General features: G+C 29.6%; 19 protein-coding genes and 1 riboswitch. Of the genes, 8 read left to right on the top strand and 11 right to left on the bottom strand.

Annotated elements, in window-relative coordinates; translation table 11 throughout:
* Positions 1-83: 83 nt before the first annotated feature.
* Both FNZ64_RS04775 and ltrA read left to right on the top strand, forming a co-directional pair.
* Positions 84-2,648: an LPXTG cell wall anchor domain-containing protein gene (locus tag FNZ64_RS04775; RefSeq protein WP_142413687.1), complete on the top strand. Its 2,565-nt coding sequence runs from the start codon at positions 84-86 to the stop codon at positions 2,646-2,648.
* Positions 2,649-3,105: 457 nt separating this feature from the next.
* Positions 3,106-4,515 carry a group II intron reverse transcriptase/maturase gene (gene ltrA / locus FNZ64_RS04770; RefSeq protein WP_142413686.1) on the top strand — a complete coding sequence of 470 codons (1,410 nt, stop codon included), beginning with the start codon at positions 3,106-3,108 and terminating at the stop codon, positions 4,513-4,515.
* A gap of 114 nt (positions 4,516-4,629) precedes the next feature.
* On the opposite strand, the gene trpB is transcribed toward ltrA, so the two are convergent.
* Together trpB and FNZ64_RS04760 are read right to left on the bottom strand one after the other, a co-directional pair.
* Positions 4,630-5,802: a tryptophan synthase subunit beta gene (gene trpB / locus FNZ64_RS04765; protein WP_142413685.1), complete on the bottom strand. Its 1,173-nt coding sequence runs from the start codon at positions 5,800-5,802 to the stop codon at positions 4,630-4,632.
* A 504-nt stretch (positions 5,803-6,306) separates the two neighbouring features.
* Positions 6,307-7,080, bottom strand: coding sequence for an ATP-binding protein (locus FNZ64_RS04760; RefSeq protein ID WP_142413684.1), 774 nt, complete (start codon positions 7,078-7,080; stop codon positions 6,307-6,309).
* 238 nt (positions 7,081-7,318) lie between these two features.
* Between FNZ64_RS04760 and FNZ64_RS04755 the strand changes: the two genes are divergently transcribed.
* Entirely contained in the window at positions 7,319-7,999 is a 681-nt protein-coding gene (locus tag FNZ64_RS04755; RefSeq protein ID WP_142413683.1) for a Crp/Fnr family transcriptional regulator, read from the top strand.
* 127 nt (positions 8,000-8,126) lie between these two features.
* Here the strand turns inward: FNZ64_RS04755 and FNZ64_RS04750 are convergent, their stop codons facing one another.
* The gene (locus FNZ64_RS04750; RefSeq protein ID WP_142413682.1) at positions 8,127-9,119 is read right to left on the bottom strand and encodes a hypothetical protein; all 993 of its coding nucleotides are present in this window, start codon (positions 9,117-9,119) and stop codon (positions 8,127-8,129) included.
* An 18-nt stretch (positions 9,120-9,137) separates the two neighbouring features.
* The gene (locus FNZ64_RS04745) at positions 9,138-9,350 is read right to left on the bottom strand and encodes a hypothetical protein (RefSeq protein ID WP_142413681.1); all 213 of its coding nucleotides are present in this window, start codon (positions 9,348-9,350) and stop codon (positions 9,138-9,140) included.
* A gap of 1,016 nt (positions 9,351-10,366) precedes the next feature.
* Here FNZ64_RS04745 and FNZ64_RS04740 point away from each other — a divergent pair.
* A complete protein-coding gene (locus tag FNZ64_RS04740; RefSeq protein WP_142412845.1) occupies positions 10,367-11,488 on the top strand; it encodes an IS4 family transposase in 1,122 nt (373 codons plus the stop codon).
* A gap of 641 nt (positions 11,489-12,129) precedes the next feature.
* Here FNZ64_RS04740 and thpR read toward each other — a convergent pair.
* The 5 genes from thpR to FNZ64_RS04715 all read right to left on the bottom strand — a co-directional run bounded on the left by thpR (position 12,130) and on the right by FNZ64_RS04715 (position 17,884).
* Entirely contained in the window at positions 12,130-12,684 is a 555-nt protein-coding gene (gene thpR / locus FNZ64_RS04735) for an RNA 2',3'-cyclic phosphodiesterase (protein WP_185903674.1), read from the bottom strand.
* Between the two features lie 116 nt (positions 12,685-12,800).
* Entirely contained in the window at positions 12,801-13,580 is a 780-nt protein-coding gene (locus tag FNZ64_RS04730) for an ABC transporter ATP-binding protein (protein WP_142413679.1), read from the bottom strand.
* Between the two features lies 1 nt (position 13,581).
* Positions 13,582-14,694, bottom strand: coding sequence for an iron chelate uptake ABC transporter family permease subunit (locus FNZ64_RS04725; RefSeq protein WP_142413678.1), 1,113 nt, complete (start codon positions 14,692-14,694; stop codon positions 13,582-13,584).
* Between the two features lie 15 nt (positions 14,695-14,709).
* Positions 14,710-15,741 carry an ABC transporter substrate-binding protein gene (locus tag FNZ64_RS04720; RefSeq protein ID WP_142413677.1) on the bottom strand — a complete coding sequence of 344 codons (1,032 nt, stop codon included), beginning with the start codon at positions 15,739-15,741 and terminating at the stop codon, positions 14,710-14,712.
* 169 nt (positions 15,742-15,910) lie between these two features.
* Positions 15,911-16,089: riboswitch (cobalamin riboswitch) on the bottom strand.
* Positions 16,090-16,441: 352 nt separating this feature from the next.
* Complete coding sequence (locus FNZ64_RS04715; RefSeq protein ID WP_142413676.1) at positions 16,442-17,884, bottom strand: DDE-type integrase/transposase/recombinase; 1,443 nt, start codon at positions 17,882-17,884, stop codon at positions 16,442-16,444.
* 175 nt (positions 17,885-18,059) lie between these two features.
* On the opposite strand from FNZ64_RS04715, the gene FNZ64_RS04710 reads away from it, so the two are divergent.
* Positions 18,060-18,377, top strand: coding sequence for a CGGC domain-containing protein (locus FNZ64_RS04710; protein WP_142413675.1), 318 nt, complete (start codon positions 18,060-18,062; stop codon positions 18,375-18,377).
* 112 nt (positions 18,378-18,489) lie between these two features.
* On the opposite strand, the gene lipA is transcribed toward FNZ64_RS04710, so the two are convergent.
* Both lipA and lplA read right to left on the bottom strand, forming a co-directional pair.
* Complete coding sequence (gene lipA, locus FNZ64_RS04705) at positions 18,490-19,356, bottom strand: lipoyl synthase (RefSeq protein WP_142413674.1); 867 nt, start codon at positions 19,354-19,356, stop codon at positions 18,490-18,492.
* A 28-nt stretch (positions 19,357-19,384) separates the two neighbouring features.
* A complete protein-coding gene (gene lplA, locus FNZ64_RS04700; protein ID WP_142413673.1) occupies positions 19,385-20,365 on the bottom strand; it encodes a lipoate--protein ligase in 981 nt (326 codons plus the stop codon).
* 511 nt (positions 20,366-20,876) lie between these two features.
* On the opposite strand from lplA, the gene hydE reads away from it, so the two are divergent.
* The 3 genes from hydE to hydF are packed head-to-tail and all read left to right on the top strand — an operon-like array spanning position 20,877 to position 24,537.
* A complete protein-coding gene (hydE, locus tag FNZ64_RS04695) occupies positions 20,877-21,944 on the top strand; it encodes a [FeFe] hydrogenase H-cluster radical SAM maturase HydE (RefSeq protein ID WP_142413672.1) in 1,068 nt (355 codons plus the stop codon).
* A gap of 1 nt (position 21,945) precedes the next feature.
* A complete protein-coding gene (gene hydG / locus FNZ64_RS04690) occupies positions 21,946-23,322 on the top strand; it encodes a [FeFe] hydrogenase H-cluster radical SAM maturase HydG (RefSeq protein ID WP_142413671.1) in 1,377 nt (458 codons plus the stop codon).
* A gap of 15 nt (positions 23,323-23,337) precedes the next feature.
* Entirely contained in the window at positions 23,338-24,537 is a 1,200-nt protein-coding gene (hydF, locus tag FNZ64_RS04685; protein ID WP_142413670.1) for a [FeFe] hydrogenase H-cluster maturation GTPase HydF, read from the top strand.

Genomic DNA, 24,537 nt, shown 5'->3' with positions numbered 1-24,537 from the left:
TTGTAGAATATAGTATAATGATATATATAATAATTATTATAAAATAATTATTATATATAAGTATTTATAAAAGGGCAATTAAAATGAAAAAATTTAACAAATTAGTATCTTTGCTTATTGGGTTAATTTTTATGACCATTAATTTTACAGTAATTCGGCCTGATATCAAAGTATATGGACAAACTAGTCCTTTAAAATTAACAATTAAAGCATCAGAAACCGATGTCATGACAGGAAATTTTGTCACATTTAATTTAAGATATGACATATTAGAAATGGGTAAGATACAAGAAGGGGACAAAATGGAATTTGAGTTAACAGATAATTTAACAAATATACTGCCTATGTATAGTAAACAACATTTCAAAGATGTAAAAGTAGAAGGCAATAAAGTAACTCTTACCTTTGGACCTAATGCTAATACAGCATTGCAAGGTTTTATAAGCTTAGGGGTTATTACAAACAATGATACAAATGACACTGTGGATGGAATTGTTAAGGCCAAGTTTAAAGATGAAGAGGTACATTCTAAAATTTCTATATTACCACAAGCAACAGGTGTACCAGGGGAAGAGACAAGAACAATAGTAAAGTTTACTGAAAGAAGTAATGCAGATCGAACTTATCAACAAATATCAGGGGATACTGGATTAATCATGTCAGGATGTGAAGAAATAGAATTTATGATAGAAGTAAACCCTAAAAAGGGAAATCTTAAAGATGTGGTTGTAGCTGATTTTCTACCTTATGAAACAGAGCTTATACAGGATTCAATAAATTTTGAAATTTATAAAAATGGTTTTTATGATCCTATTTCTAAGGATAACTTTACCATATTTAAAGATGCAAGACATTTTGAAATTAGATTTGGTGATATAAATGATGGTTATAGAATTCGTTATAAGGCTAGGGTAAAGGATACTTCTCACAGATTTATAAATTCAGCAAAGGTAAAATATAATGAAGATGACAAGGATAAAACAGAAATAAGTGAATTTTATCTAAAACCTTTTACAGATGCAGGGGGAATAAATGTATCTAAATATGTAGATAAAGATGTAATTAGTAATGGTTTAAACGATCAATTAGTTACTTATACTATAGCTTTCCAAAGTGACAATGTTTTCGATAAGGGATCCATAGATTTAGATGATAAATTAGATCCTAGAATTAAGTTTGTAGATGCCATATCAAGTCCAGAATTTGAAGTTAACTACGATAGCAAGACACACACAGTGAAAATTCAAAACTCAAATGGAGAAATTCCAGCATATCAAAGAAGAGAAGTTAAGATTATCACAGATTTTTCACAGGTTAAACCAGGTGAAGAGATTATTAATACTATTGGTACTAATACAACAGTAACAAAGAAAAAATATGCATTTGAATTTAAAAAAATAGATTCTTTAACAAAAAAGCCTTTAGAAAGCGCTATTTTTAAGGTTGTTAATGAGGCTAGTGAAGATGTTATAACTAATATAACCACTGATAAAGATGGTATTGGAAGATTTGATATAAATACAGAAGGAAACTACAAGCTTATAGAAACTAAGGCACCAGATAATTATATTAAGTCAGATGTGGAAACACCTTTTACAGTAAATAAAGATAGTATTGGGAAAGTTATTGAATTAGGATCCTTAGAAAACCATCCTGATATAAGCAAAATATTAGGAAATGTAGAATTATCAAAAGTAGATCAAGATGGTAAACTATTAAGTGGAGTAGAATTTGAACTATATAAAATAGGACAAGATAAGGAAGAGAAAATTGGAGATCAATATACAACAGATTCAAATGGAAAAATAGTAGTTAAAGAATTAGAACTAGGAAATTATAAATTTGTAGAAACAAAACCTTTAGAAGGATATGAAAAATTAAAAGAACCAGTTACTTTTACTATTAAGGGTTCAGAACTAATTAGCTTAGAGGTTAAGAATACTAAAATAAAACCAGAAGAACCAACTAAACCAGAAGAACCAACCAAAACATTAGGAAATATTCAATTAATAAAAACAAACGAAGATGGTAAACTATTAAGTGGAGTAGAATTTGAATTATATAAAATAGTACAAGGTAAAGAGGAAAAAATTGGAGATCAATATACAACAGATTCAAATGGAAAAATAGTAGTTAAAGAATTAGAACTAGGAAATTATAAATTTGTAGAAGTAAAAGCTTTAGAAGGATATGAAAAATTAAAAGAACCAGTTACTTTTACTATTAAGGGTTCAGAACTAATTAGCTTAGAGGTTAAGAATACTAAAATAAAACCGGAAGAGCCGACTAAACCAGAGGAACCAACTAAACCGGAAGAACCAACTAAGCCAGAAGAACCAAACAAACCTGAAGAAAATAATCCAACTAAACCAGTGGAGGATAATAAACCTAACAAGCCTGAAAACAATAATAGGCCAAGTAAACCAGCAGAGAACAATAAGCCTGAAAAACCTCAAAATGGTAATAGACCAAACAAACCAGTAGAAAATCATAAACCTAACAATGTAACAAAGGAACCATCAAAAAATAAACCTGAAAAAGTAAGTGATGAAAAATTACCTAAGACAGGAGAAAGTGATCATTTACTAAACTATATACTAGGTATTATGTTAATGGGTGCAGGGCTTTTTATAAGAAAGAGAAAATAGACTAAAAGGATTGTCCATATATTTTGGACAATCCTTTTTATTAGTGTGTGCCCAGCATGGGCACAATCTAATGGGTGAAAGTCCCTAACATGCCCTAGTAGTGGGAAATGTATAGCCGAAGGCAAGGGTGTTCACTGCGAGGTGAAATCTGAAGGAAGCCATAGGCAAATCTCTGGTCTGACGAACAGAAATCACATTAGGCATTAATTAAGGATAAGGTTGCGCAACAAATTGAAGTCCTATAACTACTCGGAATTAATTAATGTATATGTGGCAGATGTATGGAGAGAAAGATTGTGTTCTTACCTGGGGAGGTCTCATGGACATGGTAATAAAGGATATAACATTCCTTACTATGGTTGAAATAAGATTTATCATGAGAAGTCAGCAGAAGTCATAGTACCCATGTTAATCGCGTAAGCGTGGGGAAGGACGGAACTTTAGGAGGTGAAAGTCAATGAATGTTACCAATACTGATAATGATAGCAGAAAACTTAATAAAGACTATTCGCAAATGGTATCTTCGGAAAAGAAAGAGTATGCGAAAGTGCTTAGTCAGCAAAGGATAACTGAAAACAACATCACCATTGTGAATTCTGAAGAAAATCAATTGCTTGAGAAGATACTTCACAGGGATAATATGAATAATGCATATTTCAAGGTGAAATCTAATAAAGGAGCCGGAGGCGTGGATAAGATGCAGGTGGATGAACTTCTACCCTACTTAAGAAACAACAAAGAGGAATTACTTAAGCAATTGAGGGAAGGTAAATATAAACCTAATCCAGTTAGACGGGTAGAAATACCTAAAGAGGATAAAGGTAAAATGAGAAAGCTTGGAATACCTACGGTAGTAGATAGAGTGATACAACAAGCTATAGCACAAATATTAACACCAATATATGAGGAGCAATTTTCAGAGTATAGTTACGGATTTAGACCAGCCATAGGTGCACACGATGCGCTAAAGCAATGTCAACTAAACGTTAATGATGGCTATGCTTATGTAGTGGATATGGACTTGGAAAAGTTCTTTGATACAGTAAGCCAAAGTAAACTTATAGAAATACTATCAAGGACAATTAAAGATGGCAGAGTTATCTCACTAATACATAAATATATGAATGCTGGAGTGATACAAAATGGGATGTTCGAAAGAACCCAAGTGGGTGTACCACAAGGAGGACCATTAAGTCCATTACTAAGTAACATAATGTTAAATGAATTAGATAAGGAATTAACTCGAAGAGGTCATAGATTTGTAAGATACGCAGATGATTGTATGATATTCTGTAAAAGTAAAAGAAGTTCGGTAAGAACTCTAAATAACATAATACCATTTATTGAAGAGAAACTCTTCTTAAAAGTTAATAAAGAGAAGACACAAATAAACCATATTAGTAAGGTGAAATATTTAGGTTACACTTTTTATAGACATAAAGGTAAATGTAGATTTCGAGTACATCCTAAATCAGTTAGTAAAATGAAAAGCAGACTTAAACAAATAACATCAAGAAATGACGCTACTAGCAATGAAATTAGGAAACAACGACTAGCAAGGTTTATTAAAGGGTGGCTTCAATATTTTAAATTAGCTGATATGCGAAGCTTGCTAACGCAAATAGATGAATGGTTGAGAAGAAGAATAAGAGCGATATATTGGAAACAATGGAAGAGAGTTAAAACAAGATACAAAGCTATGAGAAAGTTTCAGATTCCAGAATGGCAAGTGCACAACTTTGCTAATTGTAGGAAGGGAACGTGGAGAGCAAGTATGATGTTAAACTCAGTGCTAACGAAGAAAGAATTAATCAGTCAAGGGTACATGAACATGACTGATTATTATTTAAGAATTCATGAAAACTAAAGAACCGCCGTGTACGGAACCGTACGCACGGTGGTGTGAGAGGTCGGAAAAGTTATTTAACTTTTCCTCCTACTCGATTTACAGAAGTTTTTTAAACATCCCATATATATGAATTTAATACTTTATATATTCTGATACTGTATTTACGTCTTTATCTCCTCTTCCGGAGAGATTTACAATTATTATATCATCCTTATTCATTTTAGGTGCAACTTTCATGGTGTAAGCAATAGCATGAGAACTTTCAAGAGCAGGGATGATACCTTCAATCTTACATAAAAGCTTAAAGGCATCTAAAGCTTCTTTATCAGTAACACTTGCATATTGAGCTCTTTTTGTATCTTTTAAGTAAGCATGTTCTGGCCCTACACCAGGGTAGTCTAATCCAGAAGAGATTGAATAGGAAGGTAGCAGTTCACCTTCATCATTTAGTAAAAAGTAAGATTTCATTCCATGCATAACTGCTATAGAATCTTGAGCAAAGGCTGTGCTATGTTTACCGGTTTCTATGCCTAAACCAGCAGCTTCAACTCCTACCATATTAACATTTTCATCTTTTAAGAATTCACCAAATAGTCCTATGGCATTGCTTCCACCACCTACACATGCTATTAAAAGATCTGGAAGTCTTCCTTCAGCTTTTAATATCTGCTCTTTAGCTTCTTCCCCTATAATCTTTTGGAACTCTTTTACTATTAGTGGATAAGGATGTGGACCTACAGCAGAGCCTAGTACATAAAAAGTATCATCAGAAGCCTCTACATATGCATTTAAAGCTTCATCTACAGCATCTTTTAATGTTGCAGTTCCTGAAGTAACAGGTTTAACTTCAGCCCCAAGAAGTTTCATTCTAAATACATTTAAGGATTGTTTCCTCATATCTTCAGCACCCATATACACAGTGCATTTCATACCAAACAAAGCAGCACCTGTAGCCGTCGCAACACCATGTTGACCAGCTCCAGTTTCAGCAATTAAATTTGTTTTACCCATTCTTTTTGCAAGCAAGATTTGTCCTATAACATTATTTATTTTATGAGCCCCAGTATGGTTTAAATCTTCTCTCTTTAGATATATCTTAGCTCCCCCTAATTCTTTTGTTAACCTCTCTGCATAGTATAGAGGAGAAGGTCTACCAACATATTGATTTAAGTAATATGTGTATTCATCTTTAAACTCTTTATCATCTTTAAATTTTAAAAATGCCTCCTCCAATTCTTTTAAAGCTTCAGCCGTTTTTTCAGGAACATATTGTCCTCCAAATTTTCCAAAGTTACCATTTAACATAGTATTATCCCCCTTATAATAAAAATATAATTTTAAATATAATAAAAAAGCTACTTCATCCTATATTGGGACGAAGTAGCCGTGGTGCCACCCAAATTAATATATTTAAGGTTTTAGCAAGATTTTTATTAATAAAAAAAGTATTTTACTCCTATAGGAATAAAATACTTAAATGCCACCCATAAATATATTTTCTCTCTAAGATACGATACATATCTCTCCTCTATAACATGAGGTCACGTCTTTAGCTACTTTCAAAGAAAAGATTTCACTAAGAGTCTCATGGAGCCATTCCTTTAAAATTTTGTTATGGAACCTTTCACCATATGTCCACTCGCTAAAACAAAACATATTAAAGTACTATTTCCAATCATAGACTTATTTAATATATTATTAAAATTATTATATTTAATTAAAGTACTAAAGTCAATAAAAATCATATATATTTTTTAAAAATTTGAAATATTGTATTAAATAAATAGTATATTGATCTTATATTAACTATTATGTGTTAGATATTATTGAACCATCTGTATCAATTACTACTTCACTATAAGGAACTATAGTAGAAGACAGGAGCATTGCACCTTTAACTGCTGCAACTATACCACCACAACAAGGCACAGACATTCTTAAAACTTTTATACTTTTAATTTTATTATTAGTTAAAATTTCAGCTAACTTTTCTTTGTAATATTCATTATCATCAAGTTTAGGACAACCTATTAAGGTTATTCTATCTTTAATAAAGTCCTTATGAATATTTGCATAGGCATAAGCAGTACAATCAGCAGCTATTAATAGATCTGCATTTTCAAGGTATGCAGCCCTTGTATTTATAAGCTTAATTTGCACTGGCCATTGTCTTAATTCTGAAGGCATTGTAAAATCTTCTTCAGGTTTTTTACCCAAGGTATTTTTATTTATTAATAGAGACTTAGGTTTTCTTTCAATAGATTTTGCCATGGTTCCAGGACATCCACAAGGAAGCTTAGGTTTTTCCAAAGAAGCCTCATTATCCTTAGTTTTTAAGTTTTCTCTTTCTTCTATTTTTGCTTGAACTAACTCCTCATTATATTCTTTAGCTTCTCTTTCAACTATCTCAATAGCACCTGTAGGACATTCAGGAAGGCAATCCCCTAAACCATCACAATATTCATCACTAATTAATTTAGCTTTTCCATCTATAAGTTCAATAGCACCCTCATGACAAGCGCTAACACAAAGTCCACAACCATTACACTTTTCCTCGGAAATATTAACTATTTTTCTTAACATTTAAATCACATCCTTTTTAAAATTTATGATAAAAATAAGCTCTATATTAAACAATTATAATTAGTATGTTCTTATTTTAATATTCAATGTTTATAGTGTAATTATATTATAAAAATATTTAAGGTTTAAGTATGTAACATATGTTACAATTATAAAATAAATAGAATTTTAAGTTATAGGATGAAATTAAGTTACCTAAAGCTTAGAAGTCTTATCTTATTTAAGTGAGGAGATGGAGATGTTAAGATTAGTATCTTTATTATCAAAGAGCATTTTATTTAAAGATTTTAAGGAAGAATTAATAGAAGAATTATTAAAAGACATTAACTATAGAATAAGCAAATTTTCTAAGGGAGAAGTAATAGCCTTAGAGGGGGATCATATTTCAGGTATTGGTATTATTCTAGATGGATCTGTTGAGGTGCAAAAGGGATTTCCATCAGGGAAGGTTGTTTCTATAAGTAAAATAAAGCAGGGCGGAATATTTGGAGAAGTTATTATATTTTCTGATTTAAATTCTTATCCTTCCAATATAATTTCTAGTAATAAATCAGAGATATTATTTATTTCAAAGGAAGATATTTTAAAACTCTGCAGTTTAAATGAGGGATTTTTAAAAAAGTTCATGACACTACTTTCCAATAAAATTCTCATGTTAAATAAGAAGTTAAAAGAAATATCTTATGGAACCATAAGAGAAAAATTAGCAGATTATATTTTAGAAGAATATAAAAAGCAAAAAGATTTAGTTATTAAGCTTAGCAAAAATAGAAGTGAGATGGCTGAGCATTTTGGGGTTACAAGACCTTCTCTTTCAAGAGAGCTTATAAGAATGAAGGAAGATGGATTAATAGATTTTGAGAGAAATATTATAAATATAATAAACTTACAAGGCATAGAGGAAATATTATATTTATAAATAGAAAATCTAAGCTTTAGTGGGAGTAAAAACTCGTACCAAAGCTTAGAAGGCTCTTGTGTATTTATTTTTGCATAAACATTGCTTTTATTTTACCCTCTGTTAGATGTTTTTATCTAATAGAGCATTATTTTAATATAGCATATTTGGTTATAGTTTTATCAAGTCCATCTGGTGAGAATTCTTTCCAAAAAATAAGTTTGTTGTACAAACCTCTTACTTGCATATGCTTATCTTTATCTAATATATAAATTTTATTACTTTTAGTGTCAATCACTTGTGAACTTGTTGTTTTATTATCCCACCATATCATGTAATATTTACTAAACAAAGGTCCAGCCATAGTACTGTTTTGAGTATTTTGGTATATTGGAAGGGAGGAGTTTACGCAATTTTTCCAATCCTCATTCTTTTTGTTTAAATCATATAAAACAATATTAGTAATATCGTTAACTGTAAAATCGGCAGCTATTAGGTTATTATTTATTATAGGGTCATATACAGGCACATTTTTAGAAAGTATAGTCTTATTTTTGTCTTTCAAGTTGTACAAAGTTATATTACTAAACTTTTTATGTTCAGCAGGATCTGTGGTCAGCTTTGTAACACTCCACACAATATTGTCATTATAAATAGATGGGTCTGAATAAAAATACTTATCTATATCCTTTATTTCATCTAATTCATGTATAGTTTTATTTTTAAGGTTAGCTAATTTTATTACTGATTTTATACTTTTATCACTATCTCTCTTAAAGTTTGAGTATACAATGTTATCACCAGATATGGTAACTTGGTTAGGAGAACATCTAAAACCAGATTGAAGGTTATTAATATCCTTATCAATATCCTTGTCTATTTGTGTAACTTCACCTGTTTTTATATTTTCAGCATATAAAGCCCAACCTACACCTGTGGTTGCATCAGTTGTTTCCTTATCACTACCCTCCACCCAAACTATCCACTTATCTGAAAAATCAGCAGTTTGTATATACATGTTCTTTCCCATAGCCTTTTTAAATACTTTTGTCTTTTTTGTGTCCACATTGTAAGTACATAATTCTCCGCTTATTTCATAACCATAGAAGTTTTTCTCATCTTTTACACCTAAGACTTCCATAGGTGCGTTAATAATTTCTTATTTTAAAACAATTTCATTTGGATTCCCTTCTTCTATTTTGAGGTTATCAAAAGAAGGGATTTTTTCAACATTATCATTAGTATTAACTATTTTACTATCTGGGGGTTTAACTTCTTTTAAAGCTTTACCATGGTTAAAATACTTAAAAATACCAAAGCCTAAAATTATAATACAAGAACATGATATCATTAATAAAAGTTTTTTTTTCATATAGATGCTCCTTATAATTTAAATATTTTACGATACTTCAAAGAAATACTAGAGCTTTTTATTTATAAATTTTCTTAGAATTAACTATTACAACAAGTTATATTAATATTTTTAGTAAATAACTTTAGTTAGGCAATTTTAAATTGTAAATTACCTATTGTAGATAAAATATGATTGTCAGTATATTCTATCCAAAATGAATACTAACACTTACCTAATTTAAATTTATGCATTTTTAAAAAAATCTTAAGCGATTTTTAGTTCTGATAAAATATCTTCTAGTTTAGCATTTTGTTTTAATTTTTCGTATATAAATCACACAAGTGCTTTTGCCGTAAGGCTGTTTAGATACTTCTGGGTTTCACCGATAGTATTAAAATCTTTATATTTGTAAATAACTCTAAATAATTACAGATTAAGAATACTATAATAAAATATCGTTCTACAGATAAAATGCTACGCATTCTATAATTGAAGATACTAGTACTAGTGATAAAATAGTGTTTTTGAATTTTTTTGTAAAAATCTCCCTAAAAATTTATTTAATATAATATTAATAACTCAATGAAATTTGTTTAATATTATTGGTAAAAAAATTAAATATGAATTAATAACTGCAACTATTAAATATAAATAGTACCTTTTTTTATCTTTTGGTGAACATTTGAATAAATTATTAATACTCCAAATAAATAAAAATGGAGTAATAAAACAAAAAAATTCTCCTAATTCAGCAATAAACATTACTACATTACCCAATATGAACTACTCCTCTCCAAATGTATTATAATTGTTATTTATAATAATTATTACTAATTAAATTATGCTATATTTTTAATTATCAACTTTTTATATATTTTTTCACTAGTGTTTAATTAATGGATTGAAAATCCTATTGACAATAATAACTTGTAATAAATTTCTATGTGTACCAGCAATATATAAATGAAAATAGTCAGCACCTTTGCTTTAATATAATTACCACAATCATATCGCAAAGGAGTTGCTGACTATCTATGAATAATTATATCACTATTTTTGAAAAATTATTAGATATTGTTAACTGGAACACTTTGAAAAAATCTACGTATAAGTTAGATGTTGACTATAATATAGCATCAAATCATTTGAAAACTCACCTTTACTTTCATTTAGCGAAGCTAGATAGCTTAAGGGATGTTGATGATTTTATGCAATCTGATTCTAAGCTAAAGGAGTCAATAAAAAGCGTTAGCTTGGGAACGTTGTCTAATTATAATAACTATATGGATTATAATGTTTACATTCCAATATTAAACGAACTAATTGATACTGCTTTAAAACAATTACCTGTAAATGAGAAACTTAAAAAGTTTGGAACCATAAAACTAATAGATTCTTCAACTATAAGTATGGCCAAGACTTATTTTCAGTGGGCAGAATTTCGCTCTACAAAAGCAGGAATAAAGCTTCATACAAAATTCAACTTAAGCAAAGGAGTTCCTGAGCTTATAATTGTGTCTAATGCTAAACCACATGATAGAACTAAGATGAAAGAACTTATTACAGAAAACAACTGTATATATGTCTTTGACAAAGGCTATGTTGACTATAAAAAGTTTGATGAGTTTAGCAATAAAGGAATACGCTTTATTACCCGATTAAAAGATAATGCTGCTATAACTGAAGTAAGTAAGCTTGAAATAACTTACTCTGACGTTACTCTACTAGATGATTCTATAAATATCATTGAAGATATTATTTGCTATCTTGGTACAGAAGATATTAATATGACAAAAAATCAGTATAGGGTTATCACTGTAGTTGATTCTGAAGGTCAAATACTAACCTTTGTAACTAACATATTACAATATACTAGTGAAGATATAGCATGGTTATATAAAAAACGTTGGGATATCGAGCTATTCTTCAAATGGATTAAGCAAAATTTAAAAATTAAAAGATTCATAGGACATAGCCTTAATGCAGTTATGATGCAAATTGTTTCGGCAATAATAACATTCATTATAATAAAACTAATACAAGACGTAGCCAAAACAGCCTACGGCTTATTAAAAATAAAGAGATTAATAAAACATTCAATTACAAAATTAATAGATAATATCTTGTTTTCTTGGGAGAAGTGGTTAGGTGGCTAACTGCAACTATAAAACCATATACTTCCATACAAGCTATCACTATGCGGGCAAGTCTGCCCTTTGTTATAGGAATATTATTCTATATTAGCTTAATTTAAGAATTTTACTATAAAGAATGATTATAATACAAATGTCAATGAAAATATTTTCTAAAAATTAAACACTAGTGATATTTTTTGAAACAAATATTGTTATAATACAACTTATACATCTTAAAACACAATCAAAAGGTATTATCTCAACTTAAATAAAATATATTAATCTTAGTCATGATGATTATATGATTTATAAGGTCATATAATATGCTTTATATTCTATTAGGTTATTCAGTGTTAATAATTTAAATAGCCTAAAATAGGTATTTAGACCTTATTTTATTCATCTTATATTAATATTTTTAGTAAATAACTCAAATTAATTATATCAGAGAATTATTGTATTATTTTGTCATATTTTGCTTTGTAGATGAATTAATATATGCAAAGAATTTATTGTAAATGGAAACAAACGCTTTCTAAAAATATTTTAAAAAGAAGGGTGTATTAAGCAGAGAGCTATGGGATAAAGCCTAAGAAGAGTTGTAATAATAAAATAAAAACTTTTCTAAGAAACTTATTAATAAAATTTCTTAGAAAAGTTTTTTAATAACGCCAAGTTAATTCTCTTACATGAATAGGTCTATATATAAGTTTTCCATCTACCCTAGTGCTCTCCATTAAAGAAACTTTAGTAACTTCTATAGGATGAGGTTCTAATTTAATATTTTTTATCTCTTCAAAATAATCCTTATCTATAATGGCTTCTCTACATAAGGTTATATGAGGACTATATTTTCTAGTTTCTTTTTCAAAGCCATTTTCAGAAAGAATAGATTGTAATGAATCATAAAGAAGATTTAAAATATTGTCCTCCTTTTGTATTCCAGCCCAAAGGATATGTTTATTGCTTTTGTTAAAGCTTCCTAGATTATTTAGCTTTAAAGTAAAGGGAGAATTGCATAGGGCTACCTTATCTAGTACAGATTTTAGGGTATCTAGGGTATTAAGGTCAACTTCTCCTATAAATCTTAGGGTTAGATGTAGGTTTTCTTTTCTTGAAAAGTTACCCTTAGTACAGTATTTTTTTAGGTCCGACTGAATTGAATCTAGGTAATTTTTAATTTCGTCTTTAAATTCAATAGCAAAGAAAACTCTCAAAATAATCACCTCTATATGTCTTTATATCTTAATTAGATATTAAAATTAAACTACTATAATGAAAATTTATATTATAGTAGTCATCTAATACGGAAAATATTATATTATTATCTTTACTAATAAGGCTTATTATTATTCGAAAAGTACATAAGATTTAATTGTTTTGTTTTAGGATGTTCAAATATTTCAACGTCTACTTCAAAGACTTCTTTTATTAATTCCTTAGTGAGCACTTCTTTTGGTTTCCCTTCTGCAACTATTGAACCATCTTTTATTACATAAATCCTATTACAGTACATAGCTGCTAGATTTAAATCATGAAGGGCTGCAAAAACTTGTAGATTTAAGGATTTTACTAGGTCTAATATTTCAATTTGATATTTTATATCTAAGTGATTTGTAGGTTCATCTAAAATAAGTATTTTAGGCTCTTGAGCCAAGGCTCTAGCAAGCATTATTCTTTGTCTTTCTCCACCGGATAGGGTAGAAAAACTGCGTTTTGCATAATGTTCCATATGAACTTTTTTAAGTGTATTATAAACTATTTCATAATCTTCTACGGTATCTAAATCTAAGGCTTTTTTATGTGGAGCTCTTCCCATCATAACAATTTCTTCTACTGTAAAGTCAAAGTTAAAGTTATTAAACTGGCTTACTACACCCATGGTTTTAGCACTTTCTTTTAAACTAATCTTATCTAAGTTTTTATCATTTAAAGTAATAAGCCCACTAGATGGCTTTAAAATTCTATATATGGTTTTTAAAAAAGTTGATTTTCCACTACCATTAGGACCTATTAGTCCGACAAATTCATTTACTTCTAGTTTAGAGGTAATTCCTTTTAATATTTCATTTCCGCCTAAGGTTACTTTTATATCTTTTGCACTTAAATTCATATTAATTACCTCCAAATGCATTGGTCTTTTTAATCATTATCCATATAAAGAATGGTGCACCTAGTATAGAAGTTATAACTCCAATTGGTATCTCCATGTCAGAGAGTAAGGTTCTTGCAAGTACATCAGTCCATATTAAGAAAATTGCACCTACCAAAGCACATATAGGAACTAGTTTTCTATGATCTGAACCTACAATCATTCTTACAATATGAGGGATAACAAGGCCTACAAAGCCTATCATACCAGCTGAATAAACTATTAATCCAGTCATTAAGGAAGTTATAAGCATATATATTTTTCTATATTTATTTAAATCCGTTCCTAGAGTTATAGCGTTATGATCTCCTAAAAGCATTATATTTAGATTTCTAAATTGAAATACAAAAAAGAGGGTACCTAGAATAATAAATATACCTGGCAATTTTATACTATCCCAACTAGCACTAGCTAAGCTTCCCATTAACCAAAAGGTTATGGTTCTTATTTGCTGATCATTCCTACATGTAAATATAAGGAAACTTGAAAAAGCAGAAGCAATAGAACTTATGACCATACCAGATAAGACTAACTTTACAGGGGTTGCTCTACCACCTGTATTAGATAAAACATATACTAAGAGAGAACTACCTAAAGCACCCATAAAAGCAAACATGCTAACACCATTAGCTCCAAAGATAGAACCAATTCCTATAAATATTCCAAAGGTAGCACCTAAAGAAGCACCTGATGAAATACCTAGAATATAAGGATCAGCTAAGGGGTTTTGTACCATGGATTGCATTGTAAGTCCTACTACTGAAAGTCCCATGCCAACTATAGCACCAAGGAGTATTCGTGGAAAACGAATACTCCATATGATTTCATAGTTAACTCCAGAACTTAAAGCAGAAGTATCACCTATAGAGATATTAAAAGCATTGTGCAATATTATTTTTAGTACTTCTAGTGGTTTTATATCTACAGGACCAAAGACTATGGCAAAAACCATAGATAAAAATAGAACTCCAAGTAATATAAGTATAGTTATCATTAGAGTTGTTCTATTTTTTATAATACCTTCTTTAAAATTCTTATTATCTACTTTTAAATTATTTTTATTTGTATTTTGCATTAATAACACCTAATTCTATTTAAATAATTCTGGATAGAAACCTTTAGCAAGTCTTTCAATACCATTAGCCACTCTAACTCCACCAACATAAGTTTCAGCAAGAGGAGTATCTACTACTTTTTTATTTTTTATGGCATTTACATTTTGTAAGCTTTTATTATTTAGTAGAGCAGAGATCTCTTTATTATCAGACTTTTGCATCTCAAAGCTTATTAGAGCTATAACATCAGGATTTTTTTCTAAGATTGTCTCTAAGCTAATCTCGCCGCCCTTATCTGTTATATTAGTTCCACCAGCTTTTTCTACCATATCAGTAACTAAAGAGTTTTTTCCATATGCATAATATTTATTATCCCCAGAACCTTCTATAACTAAAACCTTTACTGGAGATTTTGCTGTTTTAGTTTTTTTCTGAATATCTTCTATTTTAGCTTTCATATCACCTATAAGTTTATCAGATTTCTCTGTAACATTAAATACCTTACCTATTTCTTCTATATCCTTAAATTCATTTTCTACAGTACGTTCTTTTAATACACTATTTCTTTGAATAAAAGTGTTAACCTCTTTTTTATTCCAATCTGTAACGTTTCCTAAGGATTTATCAAAGAATGCACTGCTCCAACCAAATAACATGTCAGGTTTTTTAGAAAGTACAACTTCTTTAGATGGATATCTTTCTGATAAAATAGGTACTTTTTTATATGCTTCTTCTAGTTCAGGAAGAATAGGATTATCTCTATAGCATGTGCCAACTAGAGAGTCTTCTAGTCCTAAAGCTAACATAACTTCAGTAGCAGGTTGATTTGTAGTGATTACTTTAGTTGGTTTTTGTTTAAATGTAACTTCAAATTCATTTTTTTGTGCATCAAAGTTTTTAATTTTTACAGGATAGTTACCTTTAGATTCGTCTTTCTTTGAACTTTCTTCAACCTTTGTTGTTTCTTTAGCATTTTTATTTTCCTTTTCATTAGAGTTACCACATCCAGCTAAAAAGCTTGTAGTAAGACCTAAAGCTAAAATAATACTAAGAATTTTCTTTTTCATTTTATTTTCCCCCCAAATTATGTAGAAATGTTTTATAAAATAAGTTAATAAAAAATAAAAAAACCATCCAAAAAGTTGGATAGTTTTACAGACGTTATAGATAGTCATTTTCAATTAAATAATAAGAACAATTGAAAAGTTTATAAAACTTCAACTTCCCTCCGAAGCTTAGTAATAAAACTAATAGGCAGGTCTCCTGACTTACACATAAAACCCTATAAATTGCCTTCCCAATTTCTCAGTGGCATAGTAATTTATAAGTAGTGTTTACAGTAGCGGGGGCTGTGTTGGACTTACACCAAACTTCCCTATGAATCCATAAAAGGAACCTAATAGCACATTATATTAAATTTTCTCTGTTATTATATTTTAAAAAAGCATCTATGTCAATGTTATAAGAAAAATTTAGATTTTAGGGAAATGAATTTTAAAAGTGTATTTGAAGATTATAATAACTTCTTGTATTATAAAAAGATAAAGGAGATAGTGTAAAGTGAAATATGAAAAAGTTAAGTTTAAAAATGTTTTGCCCGAAGGGCGTAGAATACTAAAATACTTTGTGATTTAAAGATGGATTAACGAATTTTGAGCATGACAAAAAATCCTTTTCAGAGAAGGAAAATTTTTGATATTGCTAATCACCACATTAATTTATCCACGTAGTGGCTCAGAAATATCGTATATTTACTTTATAACTAAATTAAGCAGAGTTTTCAGCTTGCATCTTTAATATTGTTTGTTGACCAAGATAAATAAGTATTTGCCACTTAGCAGGCATATTGCCCGCATTAGTTAAAATATCTATCTCATTTAGTGGCTTCCAGTAGTTATAAGGATGAGGACGTAGAAAGTTATAATAGGCAACCCAAAGGGAAACGCCATAAAGTGCACCATTCTCGCTTCCATAACCGCAGGTAACGCGATAAGAAGATTTGAAGGTGCGGTTAAGTCGTTCTACTACTTGCTTTACCCAACGAAATTCGGTGGATACAGCATCATCATTGGTGAGTCCGATAACTTGAGTAACATCAAAGTCCCATCCATTAACGATTTTGCACTGCTGACTTGCAAGAGGATAGGCACTATAGCCGTCTGCAATGAATTTTAAGGCTTTATTAGGGAATTTTTTAAACTTCTCAAAAGCCATACGCATAGTGAGGATACATGGACCTACAGCACGAGTATCAGATACTTGATAGCCTAAGATAGACTTCTTACAGGCATCCATGATAATCCAAACGTAATGTTTTATACCTTTTACCTTGATATAGGTTTCATCAGCTGAAAGAATATTAGATGGTTTGTAGTCAAATGTGTCAACAAAAGGCTTTATAACTGCGGCAGCAGTCATAGCATAATTAGCAACCATTGTATGTGAAATCTTTATGCCGTGTATTTCTTCCAAGGCATGTGCTGTCTGTCTAGTAGATAGCTTAAGATTAACGTGATAAGTAAGGCAAAGCCCCATAATGTGGGCATTAAACTTCTTATACTTAAAGTTAATTGCTCTAGAAGGAAGTTCATGTAAGTCCATTTTAAAGAAATCTATGGTGAACTCACGATAGATGTAGTGGAGCTTGTACTTGTGTTTATCAGCGTCACTTAAGTCTTTAGGCAGCTTGTCTAAGTTATTGCGGTAGTAAGAACACTTAGGATTAACACATTTATGTATTCTAAAATGCTTACGATCTTTCTTAGGTGTTAAAATATGTCCACAATAAGGGCAACGTAAAGCTAAAGGTCTATTATAGATATTTATTTCGTTAAATAACTCTCCACATACTTTACACTGATATTGACCTTTAGAACCATTATTTTTGTAAATGTATTTGTGCGGAGCACCACAACGAGGGCACACGGTAGATTCACCAACTTTTGCACTTTCAGACCTACGATTTACTGGCTTAACAGTTTTTCCGTACCTGTTCTTGTAATAAGCTAAAAGCAATTGATAATCAACAGGTTCTGAATTGAAGATTTTAGGAAGTTTATCCACCTTAAACTTCTGATATTCAGGACTATGTGAATCCTCAAAAACCAATTGTTTAAGAGGAATATATTTAGATATAAATAAAAAAAGTTCTAAAATAATTTTGTTTTGGTATTGAATATATAAAAGTAAATAAGTTATAATTGAATCCATAGCAATGACATCCTTTCATGTTATTTTGGGTTTTGGCGATTCAATTATAGCATAAAAAAGGGGGTCATTGTTTTTTTTGTTTAAAAAATTCTGTAACCCTTGATATATAAAGATAAAGTAAAAAATATAGTGTGAAAAACTTTACACTAACATAAAGGAAGAGGGGGTTAAAAATATGAATATAGCAATTTTAGTATGTAATAAGATGACTTATGAATGTGCAGCAGTGGGATGTTTTGAAGCTTTTAATAATAAAAGTAAAGCCTTTGAAATATATAAGGGCAAGGAAGTTATATTAAAATCTCTTTTTCATTGTAATGGATGTGGCAAGGATTTAGAGAAGGAAATGGAATATAAAATAAAACAATTAAAAAATTTAAATGTAGAAACAATACATATGGCTCGTTGCATAGAAGTTGAATGTAATCGTTATGATAAAATTAAAAATTTCTTTGAAGAAAAAGGGTTTAAGGTAGTTAAGGGGAGTCATTAAAGTAACAAGAAAAAACTGCTTTATGACTGAATGTTAAATTTAGAAGATATAAAAACCATGAATAAACGGCAAACTTAAAATGTGCCCTCTATACATGGTTTTTCATAAATATTTACTTTAACATACCTTCTTGTTCTAAAACTTTAGATGCATTGTAAGAACTTCTAACTAGTGGAGAAGAGGCTATATACTTAAAGCCCATTTCCATTCCTATATCTCTATATTTATTAAAGGTATCAGGATGAACATATTCCTTAACTTCAAGATGTTCTTTAGAAGGTCTTAGGTATTGACCTATAGTTACAACATCGCAATCTATGGCACGTAAGTCTTTTAGAAGGTCTATAATTTCTTCTTCTGTTTCTCCAAGGCCTAACATAAATCCAGATTTTGTTAAGATAGAGTTGTCCATTTCTTTAGCCTTTTCTAAAAGCTCTAGGGAACGTTTATATATAGCTTGTGGACGAACTGTTTTGTACAGGTTTGGAGTTGTTTCTACATTATGATTTAATATTTCTGGTTTAGCATCTACTATGATTTTTAGGGCATCCCAGTTTCCTTTTAGGTCAGGAATTAACACTTCTACTGTAGTATTTGGGTTTAATCTTCTAATTTCCTCTATAACCTTAGCAAAGTGGCTAGCACCACCATCAGGAAGGTCATCACGAGTTACAGAGGTTACAACAGCATGTTTTAATCCAAGTTCCTTTACAGCTTCAGCTAAGTGTCTTGGTTCCTCTGGATCTACACATTGAGGTTTTCCAGGCGTTACATTACAAAATCTACAATTTCTAGTACAGACACTACCTAGAATCATAAAGGTAGCTGTTCTTTTATTGTAACATTCCATTCTATTTGGACAGTTTGCCTCTTGACATACTGTATTTAAACTTAAACTTTGGGTAAGTGCTTTTACTTGTTTTAAATTTGCACCTAAATCAATTTTTACTTTTAACCAGTCAGGTTTTTTCTTATACATTTCTCCCCATCTCCTTATTATTATTAAATTAAAACATAAGCTCTAAAATGTCAGAAGGTTCAACAGCTTTTATATATTCCTCAATATTGTTATTATTTAAAAATTCTTTAATAGCATTTTCTTCATGCGGAAGCTGTATAAATTTTTCTTCAAGTTCTTTAATATCTTTAGTAAAGAAAAAATCCCCATAAAATTTTAGTTTAGTTATGTAACCTTGTCGTACATCAAAACTTATCTCTAAAGTACCACCTTTAAACCTTTTTTGTTTACTATAAGTATATTTCGGTGAATGACCAAAATTCCAATCCCAATTGGAAAATCTCTCTTCAACTATTTTAGCTATAACCTTTAAATCTTCATTATTAAATTCATAGAGGTTTTTTTCACCATAGATTTTCATAACAAAATCTATAACATAATTTTTAAATTCTAATACAGTCATAGGCTCTCTTAAATGCTCGCTTATATTTGTAACTCTAGATGAAACGGATTTAACTCCCTTATCCTTAAGTTTTAAAGGGTTTACCTTTAATGCCTTAGACAAATCCGTCATAGAACTAGAAAATAATAGAGTTCCATGATGTAATACTTTATCCTTATGATAGTATTGAGCGTTACCAGAAAACTTTTTTCCCTCTATTACAAGATCATTTCTTCCTGAAAACTCTGCATTCACGCCTAAGGCTTGTAGAGCTTTTAATAGAGGATTAGTAAATTTTCTAAAATTAGAGGATACATCTTCTGTATTTTTTGCTATAAAGGTAAAATTAATATTACCAAGGTCATTGAATACAGCGCCACCTCCAGTAAGTCTTCTTACTACAGTTATATTTTTTTCTTTAATATAATCCATGTTTATTTCTGCTAAAGCATTTTGATTTTTACCTATGAGTATGCAAGGTTCATTTCTCCACAACATAAAACATTCATCATTAAAGTTTTCTAAAACATATTGTTCAGCTGCGTGGTTAAAGTAAGAATTTGTATTGAAATGGTTTATAAATAGCATAGTGTCCTCCTAAAGTAATTAATTCTATAGATTAAATAAGCAGAATTCTTGGCTTTAGGGGGAGTATTACTCCACTAAAGTTTAGAACTCTATTCTATTAATATTTAAGCTACTAAAAATTTAGAAATACCTATATAATTTATGGTTAGCAATGTATGGCTCATAAGTTTATGGTCAACCTATGGATATATGATAAATTTTTCCTTATATATTATAATTATATCATGAAAAGTATTTAAATAATAATAAATATTACTTACAATAAATTAATTACTATAGTTTTACTATACAAAATTATAAATAGATAAGATTAAGATATAATATGATAGAATTAGTATTTTAAAATTAATTTATTCATACCATTTGAAGTATAAGATGAGTAAATTTTAATATAGATTAAATATGATATAATAAAATGAATAAATGCATTATTGATTATTTCATATTATAATAATTTAATTTAAATAATATATTGGCACGTTTATATTTTCTTGAGAGGTAAAAAGAATTTATGGATAAAGAATTTAAAAAAGTTTCAGAATTAATTGAAAAGCTATATAATACAAATAATTTAAATAGAGAAGAACTTTTATATGTACTAAATAATCTAAATAATGATCATATAAAGTTATTAAAGGAAAGAGCACATGAGACTAGAGTAAAGTTTTATGGTCATAAAGTTTTTATGAGAGGGCTTTTAGAGTTTACAAATTATTGCAAACGAACTTGTTCTTATTGTGGTATTAGTTCTTTAAATCCTAAGGCGGATAGATATCGCCTTAGTTTAGAAGAAATTATGGAATGTGCGGATTTAGGATATAAATTAGGGTATAGAACTTTTGTACTTCAAGGAGGCGAAGACCCTTATTATACTGCAGATAAAATTGAAAAAATTATAATCTCACTTAAAGAAAAGTATAGTGAAGTAGCTATAACATTATCTATAGGAGAGAAGTCTTACGAAGAGTATGAAAGATTTTATAAGGCTGGTGCAGATAGATATCTTCTAAGGCATGAAACAGCTTCAGAAAAGTTATATAACCAGTTACATGGAGATTGTAGTTTTCGTAATAGAAGAAGATGTCTTTACGATTTAAAGAAAATAGGGTATCAAGTAGGGGCAGGATTTATGGTGGGACTTCCAAACCAAACCAATGAAGATTTAGTAGAAGATTTTATGTTTTTAAAGGAATTGGAACCTCATATGGTTGGCATTGGACCCTTTATACCACATAAAGATACAAAACTATCAAAAGAAAAAGGTGGTACTGTTGAAGACACAATTATTATGCTAGCTTTGACTAGGCTATTTTTGCCACAGGCTTTACTTCCTGCAACTACTGCATTAGGTACTTTAGATCCTGAGGGACGTGAAAAAGGACTTCAAGCAGGTGCTAATGTGGTTATGCCAAATTTATCACCCACATCTGTTAGGGAGAAATACTCCTTATATAATGGCAAAATATGTACAGGAGATGAGGCGGCAGAATGTAGAAAATGTATAGAGAATAGAATCAAATCTGCTGGATTTACTGTAGATATGTCTAGAGGAGATAACATAAATTGGGGGCGCATATAAAATGTTTATTAATGAAGAGTATATCAATAATTTATTAGAAAATGCCAAAGGAGCTACAAAAGAAGATATTCAAAAAGTTCTAGACAAGGCTAAAAAAGTTAGAGGATTAAGTCACGAAGATATAGCTATGCTTCTTCAAATAGAAGATGAAGCTCAAATTAAAGAGATGTTTAAAATAGCTGGTGATATTAAAAAATCCATTTATGGAAATAGGGTTGTTTTATTTGCACCACTTTATATTAGCAACTATTGTGTAAATAACTGTAGATATTGTGGTTATAAAAGATGTAATGAAATAGTTAGAAGAAAATTAACCATGGATGAAATAAGAGAAGAAGTAAGGCTTTTAGAAAAAATGGGTCATAAAAGATTAGCATTAGAAGTAGGTGAAGACCCTGTAAACTGTGATATAGATTATGTTTTAGATTCTATAGATGCAATTTATGAAACTCACAAGGATAATGGAAGTATAAGAAGAATTAATGTAAATATAGCAGCAACTACAGAAGAAAACTTTAAAAAATTAAAAGAGAAAAATATAGGTACTTATATTCTATTTCAAGAAACTTATCACAAGCCTACCTATGAATATATGCACCCTAAGTCTATAAAAGGCGATTATAATTATCATACTACAGCCTTTGATAGAGCAATGAAAGCTGGAATTGAAGATGTTGGTGGTGGAGTTTTATTCGGACTTTATGATTATAAATTTGAAGTTATGGGTCTTATGCTTCATAATGAACACTTAGAAAAAGAATATGGCGTAGGTTTCCATACAATATCAGCACCAAGAATAAAAAAAGCAGAGGGTATGGACCTTAGTATGTTCCCTCATATAGTAACAGATGAAGAGTTTAAAAAGATAATAGCTATTATTCGTATAGCAGTGCCATTTACAGGAATAATATTATCTACAAGAGAAAGTAGTTCTATGAGAAAAGAAGCTTTAAGATATGGAGTATCTCAAGTAAGTGCAGGTTCTTGTACTGGAGTTGGTGGGTATAAGGAAAGTGAAGAGGGAAATTCTGTAGATCAATTTAGTATAGAAGATAGAAGAAGTCCTATACAGGTTATAAAAGACTTAATTAATGATGGATATATTCCAAGCTATTGTACAGCTTGTTATAGACAAGGAAGAACAGGGGATAGATTTATGAGTCTTGCAAAGTCAGGAGAAATACAAAATGTCTGTGCTCCAAATGCATTAATGACTTTAATGGAGTATGTCCTAGATTATGGAGATGAAGAATTATATAAAATGGCAGAAGAACTTGTAAATAAAGAAATTAATAATTTAGCAAGTGAAGAGATGAAAAAGAATGTAAGATCAAATATAGAAAAGCTTAAAAAAGGTGATAGAGACATTTATTTTTAAAAAGAGGGGATATTTATGAATAGTACTCCAAGTGCCAATAGATTACATATAGGATTATTTGGAAAAACTAATAGCGGTAAGTCTTCCATATTAAATAAAATTACAGGGCAAGAAATATCTATTGTATCAGAAATAGAAGGAACAACTACAGATCCTGTAAATAAAGCAATGGAGCTTATTCAGGCAGGACCTGTAATATTTATAGATACACCAGGAATACAGGATAAAACTAAGCTTGGAAAACTGAGAGAAGAAAAGACTTTAAGTAGTTTAAATAAAGTAGATATAGTTTTATATATAATTAATAGTGTAGATTATAACATGGAAGAGGAAAATAAATTTTTAGATATATTAAGGGAAAGAAAAATTCCCTATATAAAGGTATTTAATAAGATTGATTTATTAGATGAAAAGAATATAGAAGATTTAAAGAAAGAAAATAAAGACGCTATATTTATAAGTACATTTAATGAAGAAGAAATAGAAATTTTAAAAGATAAATTAGTAGAAAGATTAAAAACAATAGAAAAAGAAGAAACTCTAATTGGAGATATATTACCCTATGGTAGCACTGTAATTATGGTAGTTCCAATTGATAGTGAAGCGCCAAAGGGAAGACTTATATTACCACAAGTTCAACTTATACGAGATGCTTTAGATCATGGTATAAAGTCTTACGTTGTTCGAGATACTGAGTTAAAAGAGGCTTTAGATGACTTAAAAAAAGTTGATTTAGTAGTTACAGATTCTCAAGCATTTAGAAAAGTTTCACAGATAGTTCCAAGTGAAATTAAGTTAACTAGCTTCTCTATTTTAATGGCAAGGCAAAAGGGTGATTTAAAACAGTTTTTAGAGGGTGTATATGCAGTTAAGAATTTAAATGAAAACTCAAAAGTACTTATTATGGAGAGTTGTTCCCATAATACTTCTCACGAAGATATAGGAAAAGTTAAAATTCCAAGACTATTAAATAAACATTTAGGATTTAACTTAAACTATGACTTCTCTATTGGAGAAGGTTTTAAAGAAGAAAACATAAAAGAATATGACCTTATAATCCATTGTGGTTCTTGTATGCTTACTAAAAACATAATGAAAAGAAGATTAGAAATTTGTAATAAAAATAGCATTCCAATTACTAATTATGGTATAATTTTAGCATATTTAACAGGAATATTAGAAAGGTCCATAGAAGTTTTTAGAAAGGAGATATAA

This window comes from Hathewaya massiliensis (assembly GCF_902143515.1).
GTDB classification, from domain to species: Bacteria; Bacillota; Clostridia; order Clostridiales; family Clostridiaceae; genus Hathewaya; species Hathewaya massiliensis.
This window is presented reverse-complemented; position numbering and strand designations above follow the sequence as displayed.

Excerpts from the sequence above, each read along its gene's own strand:
- FNZ64_RS04775 (WP_142413687.1), top strand. The coding sequence starts at position 84 with ATGAAAAAATTTAACAAATTAGTATCTTTGCTTATTGGGTTAATTTTT.
- ltrA (WP_142413686.1), top strand. The coding sequence starts at position 3,106 with ATGAATGTTACCAATACTGATAATGATAGCAGAAAACTTAATAAAGAC.
- trpB (WP_142413685.1), bottom strand. The coding sequence starts at position 5,802 with ATGTTAAATGGTAACTTTGGAAAATTTGGAGGACAATATGTTCCTGAA.
- FNZ64_RS04760 (WP_142413684.1), bottom strand. The coding sequence starts at position 7,080 with ATGTTAAGAAAAATAGTTAATATTTCCGAGGAAAAGTGTAATGGTTGT.
- FNZ64_RS04755 (WP_142413683.1), top strand. The coding sequence starts at position 7,319 with ATGTTAAGATTAGTATCTTTATTATCAAAGAGCATTTTATTTAAAGAT.
- FNZ64_RS04750 (WP_142413682.1), bottom strand. The coding sequence starts at position 9,119 with ATGGAAGTCTTAGGTGTAAAAGATGAGAAAAACTTCTATGGTTATGAA.
- FNZ64_RS04745 (WP_142413681.1), bottom strand. The coding sequence starts at position 9,350 with ATGAAAAAAAAACTTTTATTAATGATATCATGTTCTTGTATTATAATT.
- FNZ64_RS04740 (WP_142412845.1), top strand. The coding sequence starts at position 10,367 with ATGAATAATTATATCACTATTTTTGAAAAATTATTAGATATTGTTAAC.
- FNZ64_RS04730 (WP_142413679.1), bottom strand. The coding sequence starts at position 13,580 with ATGAATTTAAGTGCAAAAGATATAAAAGTAACCTTAGGCGGAAATGAA.
- FNZ64_RS04725 (WP_142413678.1), bottom strand. The coding sequence starts at position 14,694 with ATGCAAAATACAAATAAAAATAATTTAAAAGTAGATAATAAGAATTTT.
- FNZ64_RS04720 (WP_142413677.1), bottom strand. The coding sequence starts at position 15,741 with ATGAAAAAGAAAATTCTTAGTATTATTTTAGCTTTAGGTCTTACTACA.
- FNZ64_RS04715 (WP_142413676.1), bottom strand. The coding sequence starts at position 17,884 with ATGGATTCAATTATAACTTATTTACTTTTATATATTCAATACCAAAAC.
- FNZ64_RS04710 (WP_142413675.1), top strand. The coding sequence starts at position 18,060 with ATGAATATAGCAATTTTAGTATGTAATAAGATGACTTATGAATGTGCA.
- lipA (WP_142413674.1), bottom strand. The coding sequence starts at position 19,356 with ATGTATAAGAAAAAACCTGACTGGTTAAAAGTAAAAATTGATTTAGGT.
- lplA (WP_142413673.1), bottom strand. The coding sequence starts at position 20,365 with ATGCTATTTATAAACCATTTCAATACAAATTCTTACTTTAACCACGCA.
- hydE (WP_142413672.1), top strand. The coding sequence starts at position 20,877 with ATGGATAAAGAATTTAAAAAAGTTTCAGAATTAATTGAAAAGCTATAT.
- hydG (WP_142413671.1), top strand. The coding sequence starts at position 21,946 with ATGTTTATTAATGAAGAGTATATCAATAATTTATTAGAAAATGCCAAA.
- hydF (WP_142413670.1), top strand. The coding sequence starts at position 23,338 with ATGAATAGTACTCCAAGTGCCAATAGATTACATATAGGATTATTTGGA.